This is a genomic window from Ciceribacter ferrooxidans, assembly GCF_004137355.1.
GTDB classification, from domain to species: Bacteria; Pseudomonadota; Alphaproteobacteria; order Rhizobiales; family Rhizobiaceae; genus Allorhizobium; species Allorhizobium ferrooxidans.
In genome coordinates, this window is record NZ_SDVB01000170.1 from 671,220 (window position 1) to 689,465 (window position 18,246).

General features: G+C 65.5%; 19 protein-coding genes. 10 read left to right on the forward strand and 9 right to left on the reverse strand.

What is annotated here, in order from left to right; genetic code table 11:
- Window positions 1-155 precede the first annotated feature (155 nt).
- Window positions 156-1,379 carry an acyl-CoA dehydrogenase gene (locus EUU22_RS07755; protein ID WP_129331425.1) on the forward strand — a complete coding sequence of 408 codons (1,224 nt, stop codon included), beginning with the start codon at window positions 156-158 and terminating at the stop codon, window positions 1,377-1,379.
- A gap of 67 nt (window positions 1,380-1,446) precedes the next feature.
- On the opposite strand, the gene fabF is transcribed toward EUU22_RS07755, so the two are convergent.
- From fabF to EUU22_RS07775, 4 genes are all read right to left on the reverse strand, one after another.
- On the reverse strand, window positions 1,447-2,715 hold the full coding sequence (gene fabF, locus EUU22_RS07760; RefSeq protein WP_129331426.1) for a beta-ketoacyl-ACP synthase II: 1,269 nt from the start codon (window positions 2,713-2,715) through the stop codon (window positions 1,447-1,449).
- A 91-nt stretch (window positions 2,716-2,806) separates the two neighbouring features.
- On the reverse strand, window positions 2,807-3,226 hold the full coding sequence (locus tag EUU22_RS07765; RefSeq protein WP_129331427.1) for a MarR family winged helix-turn-helix transcriptional regulator: 420 nt from the start codon (window positions 3,224-3,226) through the stop codon (window positions 2,807-2,809).
- Between the two features lie 61 nt (window positions 3,227-3,287).
- Window positions 3,288-4,655, reverse strand: a complete 1,368-nt coding sequence (locus EUU22_RS07770) for an MATE family efflux transporter (RefSeq protein ID WP_129331428.1) — start codon at window positions 4,653-4,655, stop codon at window positions 3,288-3,290.
- A gap of 88 nt (window positions 4,656-4,743) precedes the next feature.
- Window positions 4,744-5,184 (reverse strand): glyoxalase superfamily protein, encoded by a 441-nt coding sequence (locus tag EUU22_RS07775; RefSeq protein ID WP_112690984.1) that lies wholly within the window; start codon window positions 5,182-5,184, stop codon window positions 4,744-4,746.
- A gap of 302 nt (window positions 5,185-5,486) precedes the next feature.
- Between EUU22_RS07775 and EUU22_RS07780 the strand changes: the two genes are divergently transcribed.
- Window positions 5,487-5,834, forward strand: a complete 348-nt coding sequence (locus EUU22_RS07780; protein WP_129331429.1) for a hypothetical protein — start codon at window positions 5,487-5,489, stop codon at window positions 5,832-5,834.
- A 76-nt stretch (window positions 5,835-5,910) separates the two neighbouring features.
- Here the strand turns inward: EUU22_RS07780 and EUU22_RS07785 are convergent, their stop codons facing one another.
- Entirely contained in the window at window positions 5,911-6,363 is a 453-nt protein-coding gene (locus tag EUU22_RS07785; RefSeq protein WP_129331430.1) for a baeRF12 domain-containing protein, read from the reverse strand.
- Window positions 6,364-6,689: 326 nt separating this feature from the next.
- Between EUU22_RS07785 and EUU22_RS07790 the strand changes: the two genes are divergently transcribed.
- Both EUU22_RS07790 and EUU22_RS07795 read left to right on the forward strand, forming a co-directional pair.
- Window positions 6,690-7,073, forward strand: a complete 384-nt coding sequence (locus EUU22_RS07790) for a PilZ domain-containing protein (RefSeq protein WP_129331431.1) — start codon at window positions 6,690-6,692, stop codon at window positions 7,071-7,073.
- Between the two features lie 85 nt (window positions 7,074-7,158).
- Entirely contained in the window at window positions 7,159-8,268 is a 1,110-nt protein-coding gene (locus EUU22_RS07795; RefSeq protein WP_129331432.1) for a pyridoxal phosphate-dependent aminotransferase, read from the forward strand.
- A 163-nt stretch (window positions 8,269-8,431) separates the two neighbouring features.
- Here EUU22_RS07795 and EUU22_RS07800 read toward each other — a convergent pair whose 3' ends face one another.
- Window positions 8,432-8,698: an SEL1-like repeat protein gene (locus tag EUU22_RS07800; protein WP_129331433.1), complete on the reverse strand. Its 267-nt coding sequence runs from the start codon at window positions 8,696-8,698 to the stop codon at window positions 8,432-8,434.
- 546 nt (window positions 8,699-9,244) lie between these two features.
- On the opposite strand from EUU22_RS07800, the gene EUU22_RS07805 reads away from it, so the two are divergent.
- Window positions 9,245-9,580 carry a DUF2147 domain-containing protein gene (locus EUU22_RS07805; RefSeq protein WP_129331434.1) on the forward strand — a complete coding sequence of 112 codons (336 nt, stop codon included), beginning with the start codon at window positions 9,245-9,247 and terminating at the stop codon, window positions 9,578-9,580.
- A gap of 81 nt (window positions 9,581-9,661) precedes the next feature.
- Here EUU22_RS07805 and EUU22_RS07810 read toward each other — a convergent pair whose 3' ends face one another.
- Window positions 9,662-10,354, reverse strand: coding sequence for a glutathione S-transferase N-terminal domain-containing protein (locus EUU22_RS07810; RefSeq protein WP_129331435.1), 693 nt, complete (start codon window positions 10,352-10,354; stop codon window positions 9,662-9,664).
- A 288-nt stretch (window positions 10,355-10,642) separates the two neighbouring features.
- On the opposite strand from EUU22_RS07810, the gene EUU22_RS25215 reads away from it, so the two are divergent.
- Together EUU22_RS25215 and EUU22_RS07815 are read left to right on the forward strand one after the other, a co-directional pair.
- A complete protein-coding gene (locus EUU22_RS25215; protein ID WP_165351104.1) occupies window positions 10,643-10,819 on the forward strand; it encodes a hypothetical protein in 177 nt (58 codons plus the stop codon).
- A gap of 84 nt (window positions 10,820-10,903) precedes the next feature.
- Window positions 10,904-12,406, forward strand: coding sequence for an AMP nucleosidase (locus tag EUU22_RS07815; protein WP_129331436.1), 1,503 nt, complete (start codon window positions 10,904-10,906; stop codon window positions 12,404-12,406).
- Window positions 12,407-12,457: 51 nt separating this feature from the next.
- Here the strand turns inward: EUU22_RS07815 and EUU22_RS07820 are convergent, their stop codons facing one another.
- The gene (locus EUU22_RS07820; RefSeq protein ID WP_129331437.1) at window positions 12,458-13,432 is read right to left on the reverse strand and encodes a lysylphosphatidylglycerol synthase domain-containing protein; all 975 of its coding nucleotides are present in this window, start codon (window positions 13,430-13,432) and stop codon (window positions 12,458-12,460) included.
- Between the two features lie 161 nt (window positions 13,433-13,593).
- Between EUU22_RS07820 and EUU22_RS07825 the strand changes: the two genes are divergently transcribed.
- The 3 genes from EUU22_RS07825 (at window position 13,594) to EUU22_RS07835 (ending at window position 17,725) form a co-directional block, all read left to right on the forward strand.
- The gene (locus EUU22_RS07825; protein ID WP_165351105.1) at window positions 13,594-15,084 is read left to right on the forward strand and encodes an ArnT family glycosyltransferase; all 1,491 of its coding nucleotides are present in this window, start codon (window positions 13,594-13,596) and stop codon (window positions 15,082-15,084) included.
- Window positions 15,085-15,188: 104 nt separating this feature from the next.
- Window positions 15,189-16,229, forward strand: a complete 1,041-nt coding sequence (locus tag EUU22_RS07830) for a glycosyltransferase family 2 protein (protein WP_129331439.1) — start codon at window positions 15,189-15,191, stop codon at window positions 16,227-16,229.
- Window positions 16,226-17,725 carry a glycosyltransferase family 39 protein gene (locus tag EUU22_RS07835; protein WP_129331440.1) on the forward strand — a complete coding sequence of 500 codons (1,500 nt, stop codon included), beginning with the start codon at window positions 16,226-16,228 and terminating at the stop codon, window positions 17,723-17,725. Before EUU22_RS07830 ends, EUU22_RS07835 begins: the two co-directional genes overlap by 4 nt.
- Here EUU22_RS07835 and EUU22_RS07840 read toward each other — a convergent pair whose 3' ends face one another.
- The gene (locus EUU22_RS07840) at window positions 17,726-18,196 is read right to left on the reverse strand and encodes an OsmC family protein (RefSeq protein ID WP_129331441.1); all 471 of its coding nucleotides are present in this window, start codon (window positions 18,194-18,196) and stop codon (window positions 17,726-17,728) included.
- Between the last annotated feature and the right edge of the window lie 50 nt (window positions 18,197-18,246).

The following is an 18,246-nucleotide window of genomic DNA, read 5'->3' on the forward strand; positions in this document are numbered from 1 at the left end:
AGGATTGGCCCACATCATTCCAAAATAGAATGATGTCATGCGCCCGGAAAATTCAAACGATTTTGGCTAATCGCCGCAAATTTAAGGCTTTTCCTTCCATGAAAGGTGATGTAGCAATAGGCCAAAATCCATCGAATTCATGCAGGGACGGCGACATGACAGACCACCATCCAGCAACTCCGGAACAGGCGCGCGCCAAGATGGCCGCCTTCGTCTGGGACGATCCCTTCCTCCTTGAGGAACAGTTGACCGACGAAGAGCGCATGATCCGCGACACCGCCCGCGCCTACTGCCAGGACAAACTCGCGAGCCGCGTGACTGAGGCGAACCGTCACGAGATCTTCCATCGCGAGATCATGACCGAGATGGGCGAACTCGGTCTTCTCGGTCCGACCATTCCGGAGGAATTCGGCGGCGTCGGCGCCAATTACGTCTCCTACGGCCTCGTCGCCCGCGAGGTCGAGCGCGTCGATTCGGGCTACCGCTCCGCCATGTCGGTGCAGTCGTCGCTCGTCATGCACCCGATCTTCGCCTACGGCACCGACGAACAGCGCGCCAAATACCTGCCGAAGCTTGCAAGCGGCGAGTGGGTCGGCTGCTTCGGCCTCACCGAACCCGACCACGGCTCCGATCCGGGCTCGATGATCACCCGTGCGAAGAAGGTCGACGGCGGCTATCTCGTCTCCGGCGCCAAGAACTGGATCACCAATTCGCCGATCGCCGATGTCGCGGTGGTGTGGGCGAAGTCCGACGCCCATGACGGCAAGATCAAGGGCTTCATCCTCCAACGCGGGATGAAGGGCTTCGAAACGCCGAAGATCGAAGGCAAGTTCTCGCTGCGCGCCTCCGTCACCGGCATGATCCAGATGGACGAAGTCTTCGTTCCGGAAGAAAACCTGCTGCCGCACGTCGCCGGTCTCGCCGGTCCCTTCGGCTGCCTCAACCGCGCCCGCTACGGCATCGCCTGGGGCGCGCTCGGTGCCGCCGAATTCTGCTGGCATGCCGCGCGGCAGTACACGCTCGACCGCAAGCAGTTCGGCAAGCCGCTCGCCGCCACCCAGCTCGTCCAGAAGAAGCTCGCCGACATGGAAACCGAGATCGCCCTCGGGCTGCAGGGCGTGCTGCGCCTCGGGCGCCTCTTCGACGAGCATCGCGCACCCGCCGAACTCATCTCGATGATGAAGCGCAACAATTGCGGCAAAGCGCTCGACATTGCCCGCGTCGCCCGCGACATGCACGGCGGCAACGGCGTTTCCGACGAATACGGCGTCATCCGCCACGTCATGAATCTCGAAGCCGTCAACACCTACGAGGGCACGCACGACATCCATGCGCTGATCCTCGGCCGCGCCCAGACCGGCCTGCAGGCGTTCCAGTAAGCCTTGGCGACATTCCCGACGAGAACGAAGCCGTGCCGGGGGACCGGCGCGGCTTCTTCTTTGAGCGTCACGCGAAACGGCTGAACACCAGAGCGGCATTCACCCCGCCGAAGCCGAAGGCGTTCGACAGGACATGGTCGACGCGAACCGGCGACGCCGTGCCGGTCAGCAGGTTGAAGCCTTCCGCCTCCGGCGCCGGCTCCTCGATATTGAGGCCGGCCGGCAGCAGGCCGTCGCGGATCGCGAGCACCGAGAAGACCGCCTCAATCGCGCCCGCTGCCCCGAGCATGTGCCCCGTCGCCGATTTGGTGGAGCTCACCGCAACGCCGCCACCGCGCGGTCCGAAGACCCTCTCCAGCGCTGCCAGTTCCGCCGCATCGCCGACCGGCGTCGATGTCGCGTGTGCATTGACGTAGCCGATCTTCTCCGGCGCGAGCCCTGCCACGGCAAGCGCCAGCTCCATCGCCCGGGCCGCCTCGCGCCCGTCGGGCCAGCCCGCCGTCACGTGGTGGGCGTCGGTGGTGGTGCCGTAACCGGAGAGCACCGCCAGCGGACGGGCGCCGCGCGCCTCGGCATGACCGAGCCGCTCGATGACGAGCATGGCGGCCCCCTCGGAAAGGACGAAGCCGTCATGATGGGCATCGAACGGACGGGAGGCGCGATGCGGCTCGTCGTTGAAGCCGAAGGAGAGCGCCTTTGCCGCGGTAAAGCCGCCGATCGCGACCGGGTCCACGCAAGCCTCCGCGCCGCCGCAGAGCGCGATGTCGGCCTCACCGTTGCGGATCAGGCGCATGGCATCGCCGATCGCCTGCGCGGAGGCGGCGCAGGCCGTGACGGGGGCGCCTGACGGGCCGCGAAAGCCGAAGCGGATGGAGACCTGCCCGGCCGCGAGATTGGGCAGGAAGGAGGGAACGACGAAGGGCGAGAGGCGCCGCGTGCCGGAGGTGCGGATCAGCTCCGTCGCCGCCGTGATCGCCGGCACGCCGCCGACGCCGGTGCCGATGATGGTCGCCGTACGCATGCCGTCTGCCGGCTCTTCCGGATGCCAGCCGGCCTGGTCCAGCGCCTCCTTTGCCGCCGCCATGGCGTAATGGATGAAGAGGTCGCTGCGCCGGAGTTCCCTCGGATCCATCGCCGCCTCGGGATCGAAGCCGTGCGGGTCCTCCGCGCGGCCCGGCACCAGCCCAGCAATCTGGCATTTCCAGCCTTCGGTGTCGAAGCGCGTATTGGTGCGAATGCCGCTCTCGCCGGCAAGCAGCCGGCTCCAGGTGGCATCGACGCCGGCGCCCAGGGGCGAGACGGCACCGAGGCCCGTTATGACGATTGGTTCATGCATCCGCGATCTCCTGCTTGCATTGTTTGCTGCCGTGCATTTACACTGTGCATATGCACGACACAAGACGCAACTTGCCGCCATGAGCAAAGACTCATCGCGCCAGATGGCGGGCGACCTTGAGGTAGGTAGCGATCTCTTCGGCGGTAAGGCCGGTCAGGAGGCCGGGCTGGGCGTTGCGCCATTCGACGACGAGCTGGTCGAGCAATGCGTCGCCCGCCTCCGTCAGCGTGCAGAACCTGGCATTGCCGGAGGTGCCGGACAGACGGCGGACGAGCCCCTTGCGTTCGAGGAGGTCCAGATTGCGGGTCAGGCTGGTGCGGTCCAGCGAGATGCGCTGTGCCAGCGAGGCTACGGGCTCCTCCGGGTGGGAGCGGATCGCCCCGAGAAGCGAGAACTGCTGCACCGTGACGCCGAAGGGTTTCAGCCTGGCGTCGTAGCGGCGCAGCAGAGCGCGCGCTGCGGAAACCGTGTTGAGGACGAGGCAGTCGGCGAGTTCTTCGGGCATCGGCATGGGCGAACCTTGCTGTGACTTCGCGCGCCGTGTCAATGCCTTACGCCGCGACCTCCGCCGCTCAGCGCGGCAGCAATCCGTAAGGCAGGCCGCGGCGCCGGCCGTGTACCATCACCAGCGCCGTCAGCGCCAGCATGCCCGTCTCGGCAAAGAGCGCGACCCGCCAGATCCCCGCCTCGCCGAAGAAGAACGGCAAGAGGAAGGTGAGCGGGATCGAGAGCAGGTACGGCCGCGCCAGTCCGAAGAGGGCCGCCCGTCCCGCATCGCCGATCGCCTGGAAATAGGCCCCGAGCATCATCACCGGGCCGAACAGGACATAGACCGCGAGCATCCACGGGATGATCCGTACGAACTCGGCCGCCACCAACGCATCGCCGGAAAACGTCCGGCCGATCGGCCCGGCCGCCAGCACGACGAGCACCTCGACGGCGAAGCAGTAGAGGAAGGCCGAAACGACGGCGATCGCCAGGCTCCCGGCCACCCGTTGACGCTCTCCGGCACCGAAATTGTTGCCGCAGATCGTCTGGAAGGCGAGCCCCAGCCCCATCAACGGCAGGTAGGCGAAGGAGAGGATGCGGGTGACGATGCCGTAGGCGGCCACGGTCTCGACGTAGTGCACCGTCTGCCAGTGCGCGAGATTGACGATGATCGCGGCCGAGGCGAGCGAGATGCCGAGAAGCCCGAGACTTGCCGGCGCACCGAGGGCGAGGATACCGCGCATCTCCCCGAGGCTCCGCCGCCCGCTCTCCTTCGCATCCCCTGCCGCGTGGCGCCTGCGCCATGTGAGGACGGCCGCGAGGCACGCCGCCTGGGCGGTGGCGGAACTCAGCGCCGAGCCCGCCGCACCAAGCCCGAGCACGGCGATCATCAGCCAGTTGAGGAGAATATTGAGGAGTGCGGCGGCGACCGTGATGCGGGTCATGATCGCGATCCTCCCCTCGCAGCGCAGCCGGTCGATCTCGACGGCCAACAGCATCGCCACGGGATGAGCCACGACCGCGACCCCCATGAACGCCTCGGCGAGCATCGACACTTCCCCGTCGCCACCGGCCGCCAGAGGGATGAGATCCCGGCCGAGCGTCCAGCAGAAGAGGTTGAGAAGGGCCGCGATCGCGAGTGCCAGCCGGCGCGCGGAGGCGACGACCGAGGACGCTCCCGCCCCGTCTCCCGCACCGAGACGCCGGGCGAGAATGCTCGCCATGCCCGAGGCGACAAGCGACTGCAATGCCAGCATGGCCATCAGTGCGGGAAAGAGAAGCGTGACCGCGGAAAGCGCCGCAGCACCCACATAGGCGCCGAGGAACCAGGCGTCGACGATCACGTAGAGGCCGTTCAGAAGCATGATGGCGACGATCGGCGTCGCCGTGCGCAGGAAGAGCCGGGGAATGCTTCCGGCGAGATAGGGGTTTCCGAGGGATTGGGATGTCATGACGAATCCTGACGACGGGCGCCGGACCGGCAATGAAGCCGTTCCGGACCGCGTCTTTGAACTTGATAAGGGTGGGAACCGACCGGCGCTATGCGTCGAGCACGATGTGCGGACGGCCGTTCGAGGTGCGCTGGGGCGAGACCCCGCGCCCGTCGATCGTACCGCTGACGCGCTGGCGAAACGCCGAGAAGCTGTCGAAGGTCACGATATCGACCGGTTCGTCGAAATGCAGCGTGATCGCGTGGTAGTCGCTGTTCGAGAGCTTGCGCAGCGCAAGCACCTTGCCGCGGAATCGCTGGCCGAGATACTCGCCGGTCACGACCGCGCCGACGGTGGCGGGCGGTGCCGGCACGTTGTCGGTTCTGGCGGCAAGTGCGGACAGCGTGTTCCAGTCGCGCGCGCCGTGGCTTTTCGCGACAAGCTCGAGCGCGGCGCTGTGGGTCAGCGGCGTTCCCGCGGCGGACATCGCCTCGCGCAGCCGGCGGGCCTGGGATTTCAAATCGTCAATGGTCAGATGGGCCATGGTCATGGCAGCCTCCTTCTTCCGTCGCACGCGTATTCTTGAACAGGGGGCTCGCATTACCCCATGACGCATGCACGTGATGGGCTTTCCATGAACGAGGGAGGACTTCACCAAAGGTTTTCACCCGCGAGCGGCCGGCGCCTCAACCGGCCCTTTTAATGGGGTGCCGGCGCCGGTCTGTCAAGGAGCGCCGCGGGAACAGACGCGGGCGGCCGCCCCGAAGCGGGAAAAATTGAGCGGCGGCGTTGAGAAAACGTCAGTAATCTTTCGCTAGATTGAAGGCATGACGTCAATTCAGGGAGGGTAACATGCCTCTGAGGATCACACCGGACGCCAAGAGGGAAATTCCGCAGGACCAGGTCTACGAGAAATACTCGGTCGACCGGCCCGGCAAGATCGTCTTCGTCGGCCGTCACCTGAGCACCAAGAATTCGCTGCGCTGCCTCGTCAGGACGATCTCGCTCTACGGCGCCGAGATCGAGCTCAGCCCGCACGTGATGCTGCCCAACCACTTCTTCCTCGAGATCCTCGGCATTCATGATGAGATCGGCTGCACCTTCATCCGCCGGGAGGAGGAAAAGGTGACCGTCGGCTTCAACATGCTGATCGACCCGGAATTCCTGCACCACGTGGTACGGTTGTCTTTCGAACTCTAGGAAATGCCTCTGCCACTCAACGAAAACGCCTCCGGCCGCAAGACCGGAGGCGTTTTTCGTTTGCTCTCGCCGACGACTATTCGAGCGAAGCGAGGTGCTTCTCGATTTCCGGAACGGTCTCCTTCACCATGTCCTTGGCCACCTCGGCGCGAATGACGCCCTCCGGCAGCCCGTCCAGCGCATCGCGCAGGATGCCGAGCGCCCTCGGCGGCGCCACGAGGATGAGCGCCTTGATCTCATGTGCCTCGACCAGTTCGGAAACCTTTTCGGCGATCTCCTTCAGGAAGTCCGTCTCGGCCTGATCGTGCCAGTCGGTTTCCCCCATGGCGCTGCGGTGCGTTCCCGCTGACGAAAAGGCGCGGCCCGGCTGGTCGACGCCGAGATCCCGGGTCGCCTCGACATGCTGGCCCATGTGATCGGCGACCGTCAGGTTGACGAGATCGGCGTCCCCGTCATTGCGCAGGAACAGCGCCTTACCGCCGTCGCATACCACCACCCAGGCTTTCCGACCAATAACGATCCGGCTCATGTCTGCCTCCTTGGTTGCGGGGCCATACGCCCCTTTTTGATGATTGTAGGCATGTCGTCCGGCCTGTTCAAGCAAGCTCGAATATACCTGCCCCGGTGCTTCCCTCCCGCACGCAGCGGCAAGGGCCTCCGTTCTTTCAAAAGCTAGGCCAGTCGGAACCTCGCAACATTGATTGTGATCAAATAATAACGCCCTGTGCGACGTCCCGATCCCCGGAAATCCAGCAAAATGCCATTTCGCTAAAAGGCGATGGATTCCGTTGACGGCAAGACAACGGTTTTGCTGCAGCCTCGACAAAAGGCGCCGTCTTTCGGGGGTTTTGGGACGTGAGCATGCTGCGCGCAACGCATCTGGCGAAGGTGCAATCGGAAATGTACGAACGACGATGGGAACGCTTCTACGTCAAGCGTCCGGCCCGCATCGTCGCGGTGAACCGCGGTCTTTCCGGCATCACCATGCGTCACTGCGAGATCGTCGACATCTCGCAGGGTGGAGCGGGCATTCACGTCACGACCACCATCGGCCTTCCGGAGCATTATTATCTCCAGGTGCTCGGCATCTCCGAACGGATCGGCTGCGCCGAGATCTACCGCAACGGCAGCCGGATCGGCGTGAAGTTCATCATGGCGCTTCCGGAGAACATGCTGCACCGGATCGTGCGCGCCGATTTCATGATCGGCGATAATCTCGATCAGGCGAAGCGCCGCTGAACCGAAAGCGGTCAATCCGGCCTTGCGCCCGCCACCGTTGTTCCTATTGTACCGGCGTTTCGCAACTCGCCGGGAAATTTGCCGAATGACCGCCTTCTCGCGCTTCACGCCGCTGATCAGCGCCCTGCCCTCCACCGTTCCCTTCGTCGGCCCCGAGGCCATCGAGCGCCAGCGCGGCCGACCGGTGCTCGCCCGTATCGGCGCTAACGAAAGCGGCTTCGGCCCGGCGCCCTCGGTACTCGCGGCAATCGCCGCCAGCTCCGGCGAAATCTGGAAGTACAACGACCCAGAAAACCACGCCCTGAAAACGGCCCTCGCCGCCCATCTCGGCACGGCACCGGCGAATATCGCCGTCGGAGAAGGCGTCGACAGCCTGCTTGGGCTGATCGTGCGCCTCGTCATCGAGCCCGGGATGCCGGTCGTGACTTCTCTCGGCGGCTACCCGACCTTCAACTTCCACGTCAACGGCTTCGGCGGGCGGCTGGTCACCGTTCCCTATGTCGACGACCGCGAGGATCTCGAAGGCCTGCTTGCCGCGGTGAAGCGGGAGAACGCCCCGCTCGTCTATTTCGCCAACCCCGACAATCCGATGGGGAGCTGGTGGGATGCGGCGAGCATCACCGCCTTTGCCCGCGCGCTGCCGGAAACGACGCTGCTGGTGCTGGACGAAGCCTATTGCGAGACCGCACCCGCGGGCTCGACGCCGCCGATCGGCGACCTCATCGACCTGCCGAACGTGCTGCGCACCCGCACCTTCTCGAAGGCCTACGGTCTTGCGGGCGCCCGCGTCGGCTATGCGATCGGCACGCCCGGCACCGTCCTGGCCTTCGACAAGATCCGCAACCATTTCGGCATGGCGCGCCTCTCGACCGAGGCGGCGCTCGCAGCCCTTGCCGATCAGGCCTATCTCGCCGAGGTGCTCGGGCGCATCTCCGCCGCCCGCGACCGCATCAGCGCGATCGCGCGCGCGAACGGGCTCGATCCGCTGCCGTCGGCGACGAACTTCGTCGCGATCGACTGCGGCGGCGACGGCGTCCGCGCCCGCGCCATCGTCGACGGGCTGATGGAGCATGGTGTCTTCATCCGCATGCCGGGCGTGGCGCCCCTCAACCGCTGCATCCGCGTGAGTGCCGGCCTCGCCGCTGACCTCGATCTCTTCGAAGCGAGCCTGCCGAAGGTGCTGAAGACGCTCTGAGCGGCCGAGGCTTTCCCGGAGAAACGAAAAGGGCCGCGCCGGCTTGCCGGTCGCGGACCTTTCGTCATTGGATTCCGTTTCCGAAACCCTCCCACGTACCCCCGTTTCCCCCAGGGTCGTGTCTCAGGTCCCCCGGCGGGTGCCGGGGGAGAATTCCTGCGGCTCAGTGCATCGTCATCCATTCGCGGGCTTCGCGAAGAGCCGTGGCGAGATCGGCCTTCGTCATCGACCGGGCAAGATCGGCCCGGAGCTCGGCGGCGCGGTCGCAACCGCGGATCGCCGCGATGTTCAGCCACTTGTGGGCCGAGACGAGATCGGGAGCGCAACCGCGGCCGGTCGCATACATGAGCCCCATGTCACAGAGCGCTTCGGGGCGCAGGTCGCCTGCGGCGAAGGTCGTTTCGGAAGTCTGCATGTCTGAGCGTGCCATCGGTTCTGTCCCTGTCTTGCCTGTCGTTTCTTTTCTTTCCCTGTTTCCCCTTTCGGGGTTTTCCGTCCGCCTCCCGGCCGTCTTTTTGCGGCGTTTTGTGGAGGCTTCCGGTTCGGCAGTTTCCCTGCTCGTTTGATGGCTCCACTATGCCACGGGGCCTTCAACGGGCGCTTAAAAGCCATGCTTAATTTGCTGAAAACAAAGTACAAATGCTTGGTAAAATTGGGTTTTCGTTAAGCATTGGAGACGCTGGAAATTAAGGAATTCCGAGCGCCTTTAACCTTTCGTTCAGATCTCGACGTCAACCGAACGCTAACCACGAAATCGATTGTCTTGGCGTCGTCGCGGTGCGAGACGTGGCCAGCACACCTCTCGGACCCCCGAGATTTTGGGCCGGAAGCCCTATTTACCTTTACGTCCGCGTAAGATAATTTTCCACGTCGAGACGGCCCCGGAGTGGGCGAGGAAGGGAAGAGCGTCCCCTGTCTTCGCGAAGGCCGGGCCGTCCGCACAGCCTTGGGGCATCATTTCGGGAGGAAGAGTTACATGCGGAAGATCATACTGGCGATGGCGCTGGCGTTCGGAGCCGTCTCGGCCCAGGCCGCCGAGCCCATCGAAGGCAATTGGAAAACGGCAAGCGGTTCCACGGCGCAGATCGCGCCCTGCGGCGGCGCCTTCTGCGTCACGCTGAAGAGCGGCAAGTTCGCCGGCAAGCAGATCGGCAAGATGAGCGGCAACGGCGAGAGCTACAAGGGCGAGATCACCGATCCGGAAACCGACAAGACCTATTCGGGCTACGGTACCGTCTCCGGCAACGCGCTGAAGATGAAGGGCTGCGTGCTCTCGATCCTCTGCAAGAGCCAGACCTGGTCGCGCCTCTGAACGAGCCTGCGCGAGAAGCAAAACGGCCCGGCGGTCCTTGCGACCTCCGGGCCTTTTTTTGTTGTTTTCAGAAGGTGACGGTCAGCGGGCCGTCTGATTGAACAGCACCTTCTTCGCCTCTTCGTCGGTCGCGACGTTGCGACGCTTCTCCTGGCCGACGGCAATGCCGCGCTCGACGGCGGGACGCGCCATCATCGTCTCGAACCAGCGCTTCAGGTTCAGGAAATCGTCGAGGTCCTGGCCCTGGTTCTTGTGGGGCACGACCCAGCCGATCGAGGCCATGTCGGCGATGGAGTATTCGCCGGCCAGAAATTCGCGGTCGGCGAGCCGTTTGTTCATCACGCCGTAGAGGCGGTTCACCTCGTTGGTGTAGCGGTTGATGCCGTATTCGATCTTCTCCGGCGCATACTGGCGGAAGTGGTGTGCCTGGCCGGCCATCGGACCCAAACCGCCGACCTGCCAGAACAGCCATTGCTCGACCTCGACGCGGGCGCGCTCGTCGGTCGGGTAGAACTTGCCGTACTTGCGGCCGAGATACTGCAGGATGGCACCGGACTCGAAGACAGAGATCGGCGCGCCGTCCGGACCGTCGGGATCGATGATCGCCGGCATGCGGTTGTTCGGGGAGATCTTCAGGAAGTCGGGCGCGAACTGTTCGCCCTTGCCGATGTCGACGTAGCGGACCTCGTAGGGCACGCCGAGTTCCTCGAGCATGATGGAGATCTTCCAGCCGTTGGGCGTCGGCCAGTAATAGAGTTCGATCGGTGCGGCCATGAATGTTTCCTTCAAGAAGGTTTTCCGGATTGGCACAAAGGATTTCGGATCATTTCACCGGCCCTCGGCCGGTCGCGCATGGGGAATGCCTCCACAATTTGGGAATGATGCCGCCACCGTCAAGTCCGGCGCCCCCACTTGCGCCTCACGTCCGCGTGACCGCCCGCCTGCCGGGCCGCGGCCCGGACGATGAACGGCCGATGAACCGGCATCTCAGCGCGCGTTCAGACGCCGCGTGTCAAAACGGCATCATTGAACAACAACAATGCCTTCCTGAGGGAACCGATCATGTCCGCAACGCTCCTCCAGTCCGCTGCTTCCGGTCTCAGGATCGCTCTCTTCGCCGCCCTGATGCTCGGCCCGCTGACCGCCCTCGGATTTGCCAAGGCCGAGGGTCCGGTGATCGGCAAGGCCGGCGCCGGCTTCGTCCTCTTCGTCAGCCTGCAGCGGCAGTCGATGAGCTGAAACGGCGGCAGGGGCCGGCCACTCGATCCACCGCCGGCGGCCCCACGTCGTTTGCTTGTCAGAAAGTCCACTCTATAATGACGCATGAACAAGCGAATCTCGACACAGACACCCATCAATTTCATTAGTCCCGAGCCCTATGAGCCGCGGGTCTTCACTGAAGCGAAGCCGGCAGTCGACGCGCTGACGGCTCTCTACGAGCGCAATACCGCCTTCCTGATCGATGCCTTCGGCGGGATCGCCAAGGGCGCACCGATCGCCGGACGCTACCGCGCCTTCTATCCGCAGGTGGCGATCGAGACGACGAGTTTCGGCCATGCCGATTCCCGCCTCTCCTACGGCCATGTCACCTCGCCGGGACTCTACACCACCACGGTCACGCAGCCGCATCTCTTCCGCCACTATCTCGAAGAGCAGATCGCGCTTCTCATCCGCAATCACCAGGTGCCGGTCCTCGTCTCGGAATCGTCGACGCCGATCCCCCTGCATTTCGCCTTCGGCGAAGGTGCCCATGTCGAGGCGGCGGCAAGCGGGCTCGCCGACCTGTCGCTTCGCGACATCTTCGACACGCCGGACCTGACCACCACCGACGACGAAATCGCCAACGGCGAATACGAGCCGCAGCCGGGCGAGCCGCATCCGCTGGCACCCTTCACCGCCCAGCGCATCGACTATTCGCTCGCCCGGCTCTCGCACTACACGGCGACGCGCGCGGCGCATTTCCAGAACTTCGTGCTCTTCACCAACTATCAGTTCTACATCGACGAGTTCTGTGCCTTCGCCCGCAACCTGATGGCGGAAGGCGGCGGCGGTTACACCTGTTTCGTCGAGCCCGGCAATATCGAGACGCTGGCCGGCCAGAGCGAGCCCGAAGCCGGACAGGGCACGCCGCGCCTGCCGCAGATGCCGGCCTACCACCTGAAGAAGCCCGGCCATGCCGGCATCACCATGGTGAACATCGGCGTCGGCCCGTCGAACGCCAAGACCATCACCGATCATATCGCCGTGCTGCGCCCGCATGCCTGGCTGATGCTCGGCCACTGCGCGGGCTTGAGGAACAGCCAGCGGCTCGGCGACTATGTGCTCGCGCACGCCTATGTCCGCGAGGACCACGTGCTCGACGACGACCTGCCGGTCTGGGTGCCGATCCCGGCGCTCGCCGAAGTGCAGGTGGCGCTCGAACAGGCCGTCGAGGAGATCACCGGCTACCAGGGCTTCGAGCTGAAGCGCATCATGCGCACCGGCACCGTCGCCACGATCGACAACCGCAACTGGGAGCTCCGCGACCAGCGCGGACCGGTCAAGCGCCTGTCGCAGTCGCGTGCCATCGCCCTCGACATGGAATCGGCGACGATCGCCGCCAACGGCTTCCGCTTCCGCGTCCCCTACGGGACGCTGCTCTGCGTCTCCGACAAGCCGCTGCACGGCGAACTGAAGCTGCCGGGCATGGCGACCGCCTTCTACCGGACGCAGGTCAGTCAGCACCTGCAGATCGGTATCCGGGCGCTGCAGAAGCTCGGCGCCATGCCGCCGGAAAGGCTGCATTCACGCAAGCTCAGAAGCTTCTTCGAGACGGCCTTCCAGTAAGGCGGTCGGCCTCCGTCAAGCGACAACCGGCCGGGCGGCGCTCGCCCGGCCTCAGCCGCCGCGGCGCAGACGGTCGAGCGTGGAGAGCGCCACCGAAAGCAGCGTGCCGAGCAACGCCGAGATGATCAGGATCAAGTGCAGATTGACGCTCGCGCGTCCGAGAATGTCCATCGCCGGCCGGGCGGTGGAGGCGCCGAGAGAGACGGCACCGGCGACGATGCCGGCCGGATAGGTGCCGACACCGGCCGGCGCATGGACGGGCAGCACCGAGGAAAGCTCGCCGCCGAGGGCGCCGCCGAAGGCCGCGGCGATCGGCCCGACGCCCATCAGCCCGAGCACCCAGGCGAGCACCAGAACCTTGACGCCCCAATTGAGCACCGTCATGCCCCAGGCCCGCACGAGGCCGAGGGTCGAGGCTGGCAATCCGTCCTCCAGCCCTTCCGTGATGCGGAGCAGCTTGCCGGTCAGCCGGCGCTTGGCAAGTGCCAGGACCGGCGCCTTGAGCTGGTAGGCGAGAAGCGGCGACAGCAGGAAGGCGAGCCAGACGGCACCCGCAAGCGCCCGGTTGCCGGAGGCGGCGACGAGGCCGAGTCCGCCGGCGGCCAGCAGCGCGTGGAGGTCGAGAAGCCGCATGACGAGAAGCGCCGACGTCCCGTGCAAGAGCGGCACGCCGAATTCCGAACGCATCAGCAGCGGAAAGCTGGTCTCGCCACTCCGGAAAGGCAGCATGATGTTCAGGAGATTGTGCACCTGCGCCACGTGGAAGAGCTCAACGAAGCGCCCTTTTGTCTCGGCAGGGAAATAGTCGTAGAGCCGGTAGGTCCGGGCAAAGTAAGTGGAGACGAGGAGCGCCGAGGCCAGCACTGCCGGGCCGTAACCGATCTCGTTCCACTGGCCGAGGATCTGCCGCCAGCCCCAGAGATATTGCACGAAGCCGAGATAGAAGAGCACGGCGGCGACCGCGACGATCGTCACGCGGTGACGCGCAAGGGCCGACGGCGCTGCGGCTTTCTCGTCTGTCTGCATCGGCCAGGCACTTCCGGATTGCACTCGAAGACCCGTTCCTATAACAACCGCGAGAGCAAACGCCAGAGTTTTCCGGAGCCCTGCCGCCGCGCCCGAGCCGCCTCGCGCTGCCGCCGCCCTCGGAACCGCCGCCCGGAAGCCGTCATGACAAGGACATCCCGGTGCTCGCATCCCTGAGGCAGCGTCCCAATCTCGTCTTCGCGCTGCTCGCCGTCTATTTCGCCGCCAATCTGGCGCTGCGGCTCCTGCTGCCGCGTTCGCTCGACCTCGACGAGGGCGAACAGCTCTTCCTCGCACAGTGGCTCGCCGCCGGCTATAATTCACAGCCGCCGCTCTACAACTGGCTGCAATACGGGGTCGTCGCGCTCCTCGGCCCGACGCTCTTCTCGCTGGCCCTCCTCAAGAACCTGATGCTCTTTGCGTCCTACGTCTTCTTTGGCCTCGCCGCGAATACCGTCCTGCGCAACCGCGAGCTTGCGATCGTCGCCGTGCTCGGCCTCCTCACCATCCCACAAGTCAGCTTCGAGGCGCAGCGGGACCTTTCCCACACCGTCGCCGTCATCTTCGCGACCAGCCTCTTCCTCTATGCCTTCCTCCGCACGCTCACGACCGGCACCTCCCTCTCCTACCTGCTGACCGGCCTCGCCGTCGGCCTCGGCGTGATCTCGAAATACAATTTCGTGCTGCTGCCGGCCGCAGCCGCCCTCGCCGTGCTGCCGGAGCCCGCCTTCCGCCGCCTGTTCGACTGGCGCATCCTTCTCGCCGGCCTCGTCGCGGTCATGGTCTTCCTGCCGCACGGGCTCTGGTTCCTCGACCATGTCGGCGACGCGACCGGCCGCACGCTCGGCAAGCTCACTTCCGAGGAAACGTCGGGCCGGGCCGAACAGATCCTGACCGGGCTCGCGTCGCTTGTCCTCGCCTTCATCGGCTTCTCGGCGCTGACCCTCCTTCCCTTCGCGCTCATCTTCCGCGAAGACCTGAAGGCAATCCTGCGCGCCCGCAGCGAATGGACGCGGCTTTTCGCGCGCATCTTCCTGATCTCCGCAGTCGCGCTCATACTGATGGTGTTCTTCGGCGCGACCAACATCAAGGACCGCTGGCTGACGCCGCTCTATCTCGCGCTTCCGCTCTATCTCGCGCTGAAGGCCGAGGCCGCCGGTACCGACGTTTCGGCCGCCCTCCGCCGGTTCCTGCCGGTCGCGCTCGCCGTCATGGTGCTGGTGCCGGCGGTTCTCTTCCTGCGCATCCCCGTGCTCGGGATGATCGGCCGCTACGAGAAGATCAACGTGCCCTACGGCCCGGCGATCGAGCATATGCTCGCCGAGGCTGCCGCCGCTCCCGCTGTCGTCATCACCTCCGACCTGCAGATGGCCGGCAATATCCGCCTGCACCGGCCGGACCTGCCCGTCTTCGTGCCCGGACAAGGTCCCGTCGAGCCCGTCGTCGACGCCACCCGTCCCGTGCTCGTCGTCTGGCGCACGCGCGACGGCCGTCCCGAGCCGCGTCAGCCGGAGGCGCTCGCCTCGTGGATCGCCGGGAGCACGACATTCACCGTCGCCGAGACGGGCGAGGTCGCCCTGCCCTATCATTACGGACGGACGGGCGACCTCTACCACGTCGCGTTTTCCTACCTGGTTCCGAAGGGGCGTTGAGCGGCGAAACCGCCGGATTTCTGGGATCATTTCACCATGTTGTGGCTTTTCGGCCCTATCCCGATCGGGCAATAGAGACTATCACCCAGCGAAAAGAGACCGCGATGAGCAGCCGAGGAGCAGAAGAATTGGACGGCCGTACCGTATCCGCCGGCGCCCGTGAGGGCGCAGAGAACGCGCTCGAACTTTCGATCGTCGTACCCCTCTTCAACGAGGAAGAAAGCGTCGGTCCGCTGATCGAGCGTATCAGCGCCGCCATGGCCGGTTTCGGCAAGCCCTGGGAACTCGTGCTCGTCGACGACGGCAGCGCCGACGCCACCGTCGCGCGGGCGCGCCAGTCGCTCGACCGCGAGGGGCTGGAGCTCAAGATCGTCGAACTGCAGCGCAATTTCGGCCAGACCGCCGCCATGCAGGCCGGCATCGACACCGCCGCCGGACGCCTGATCGCCACCATGGACGGCGACCTGCAGAACGATCCGAAGGACATTCCCGGCATGGTCGCCGCGCTCGAGGAGCGCAAGCTCGACCTTCTCGTCGGCTGGCGCAAGAACCGCCAGGACGACCTGCTGATGCGCAAGGTCCCGTCGTGGATCGCCAATTACCTGATCGGCCGCTTCACCGGCGTGAAGCTGCACGATTACGGCTGCAGCCTGAAGATCTATCGCGGCGCGATCATCAAGCAGGTGCAACTGATGGGCGAAATGCACCGCTTCATCCCGGCCTGGGTCGCCGGCGTCGTGCCCGGCTCGCGCATCGGCGAAATGCCGGTCACCCATCACGCCCGCCAGTACGGCGTCTCCAAATACGGCATCTCCCGCACCTTCCGGGTCATCCTCGACTTGCTCTCGGTGATGTTCTTCATGCGCTACAAGGCGCGGCCGGGCCATTTCTTCGGTTCGCTCGGCCTCGGCATCGGCGCCGTTTCGAGCCTCATCCTCGCCTATCTCTTCGTCGACAAGTTCATCCTCGGCAACGACATCGGCACCCGGCCGCTGTTCCTGATCGCCGTTATGCTGTTCCTGTCGTCGCTGCAGCTGATCACGACGGGCATCCTCGCAGAAATGCTGGCGCGCGCCTACTATCGCGGTGACGAGACACCGAATTACATCGTCCGGGAGGTCATCACCCGGGAGAGCGCCGAATGAGGCAAGCCGTCGGCGGCAGTCGTGCGCTCGGCATCGTGCTCGCCGCCGTCGCCGGCTATTACCTGCTGGCGGTTCTCCTGCGCATCGCGTTGCCGCCGTCGCTCGAAGTGGACGAGTCCGAGCTCGTCTACATCTCGCAGTTCCTCGCGTTCGGCTACGGCCGCCAGCCGCCGCTCTACGACTGGCTGCAACACGGCATGATCTCGGCCTTCGGGCTTTCGATCGCGGTGCTCAGCGTGCTGAAGAACCTGCTGCTCTTCCTCACCGCCCTCTTCTACGGGCTCGCAGCCCGCGAGGTGCTGCGCTCGGGGGCGCTGCAGGCGATCGCCGTCGCCGGCATCCTGACCTTCCCGTCGATCTTCCTGATGTCGCAGCGGGATCTTTCCCACACCGTTGCGGCGATCCTCGCCGCCGGGCTCTTCCTGCACGCCTTCTTCCTGACGCTGAAGAGGCCAAGCCTCGCCACCTATCTCTATGCCGGCGTCGCGGTCGCGATGGGGCTGCTGTCCAAGTACAATTTCACGCTGCTCCCGCTCGCCGCGATCCTCGCCGTGCTGCCGGAGGCGGACTATCGCCGGCGCATCTTCGACTGGCGGATGGCGCTCGCGATCGTTGTCGCGGCTGTGCTCGTGCTGCCGCATGCCGTCTGGTTCCTGCAAAACCTCGATCTGGCGACCGGCGGCACCGTGCGGGAAATGCGCGAAGCCGAAGCGGGCTCTCGGGTTCTGCGCGCGCTGATCGGCGTTGGCGCTCTCGCCTTCGCCCTGCTTCGGGGCATCGTGCCGCTTCTCCTGCTCTTCGGCCTGGTCTTCCGCAGCGATCTCGGCCCAATCCTGCGCGCATCGAGCCCGTGGACGCGGATCGTCGGCCGCATGCTGCTGATCCTCGTTGCGATGCTGGCCGTGGTCGTCGTGGCGCTCGATGCCACCAGCATCCGGGAGAAGTGGCTGGTCCTCTATCTCCTGCCGCTGCCGCTCTACCTCGCGCTGAAGGCAGAGGCCGCAGACATTTCGCTCGACGGCCGCTTGAAGGCCTTTGTCATCCCCGTCTTCGCGGTTTCGGTCGCGACGCTCGGCTATCTCTTCCTCGGCCCCATGATCGCCCCGCGGATCGGCCAATACACCCGTTTCAACACGCCGATCGCACCGCTCTACGATGCGGTCGTCGCCGAACGGGGTGCGGCACCCGCTCTCGTCGTCGGCGGCGACAAGCAGATCACCGGCAGCATCAGGCTCAACGCGCCGCAGGTGCCGGTGATGATGCCGAACGCGCCGGTCGCTCTCCCGGCGGAGGCGCTTCAGAAACGGCCGGCCCTCGTCGTCTGGCGCAGCCCCAAGGGCGACATGGCGCCGGTGCCGCCGGCGCTCGTCGAACTCCTGACGAAGAGCGGGCTCATTGCGAGCGGCGAAGACCTGCGTCCGGCCTATCGCGCGGTGCCGTACCACTATGCCGCCGGCGGCGACACGTTCGAGTTCGGCTACGCCTGGCTCGACTGATCAGTCCGTCACGATCACCGGTTCGCAGCGGACCGGAAAGTTCACCGAGTTGGCGATGAAGCATTTTTCGTGGGCGTCGTGGTGCAGGGATGCCGCGCGCTCGCGGTCGCCCGACGAGATCGTCACCCGCGGCCGCAGCACCACCTCGGCGAAGCGGCCGCTGCCGTCCTCCTCCGTCACCATCAGTCCCTCAGCATGGTCCTCATAGGCGGTGACGACGACGCCGTTCACCGCGCAGAGATGCAGGTACCAGAGCTTGTGGCAGGCCGAGACGGAGGCGACCAGCAGGTCTTCCGGGTTCCAGCGCTCCGCGTCGCCCCGGAAGGCGGGATCGGCCGAGCCCGGAATGTCCGGCTTGGCGCCGGCGGCAATCACGTGGTCGCGGCTATAGTCCCGGTAGCCGGAGGTGCCGGTGCCGCGATTGCCGATCCAGGTCACCGTCGTGCTGTACTCGTGATGTCTTCCGCTCATCTTTCGCGTCCTCTCCCGCCTTGCCTGCCGGCCGTCACCGGCCGCGACTC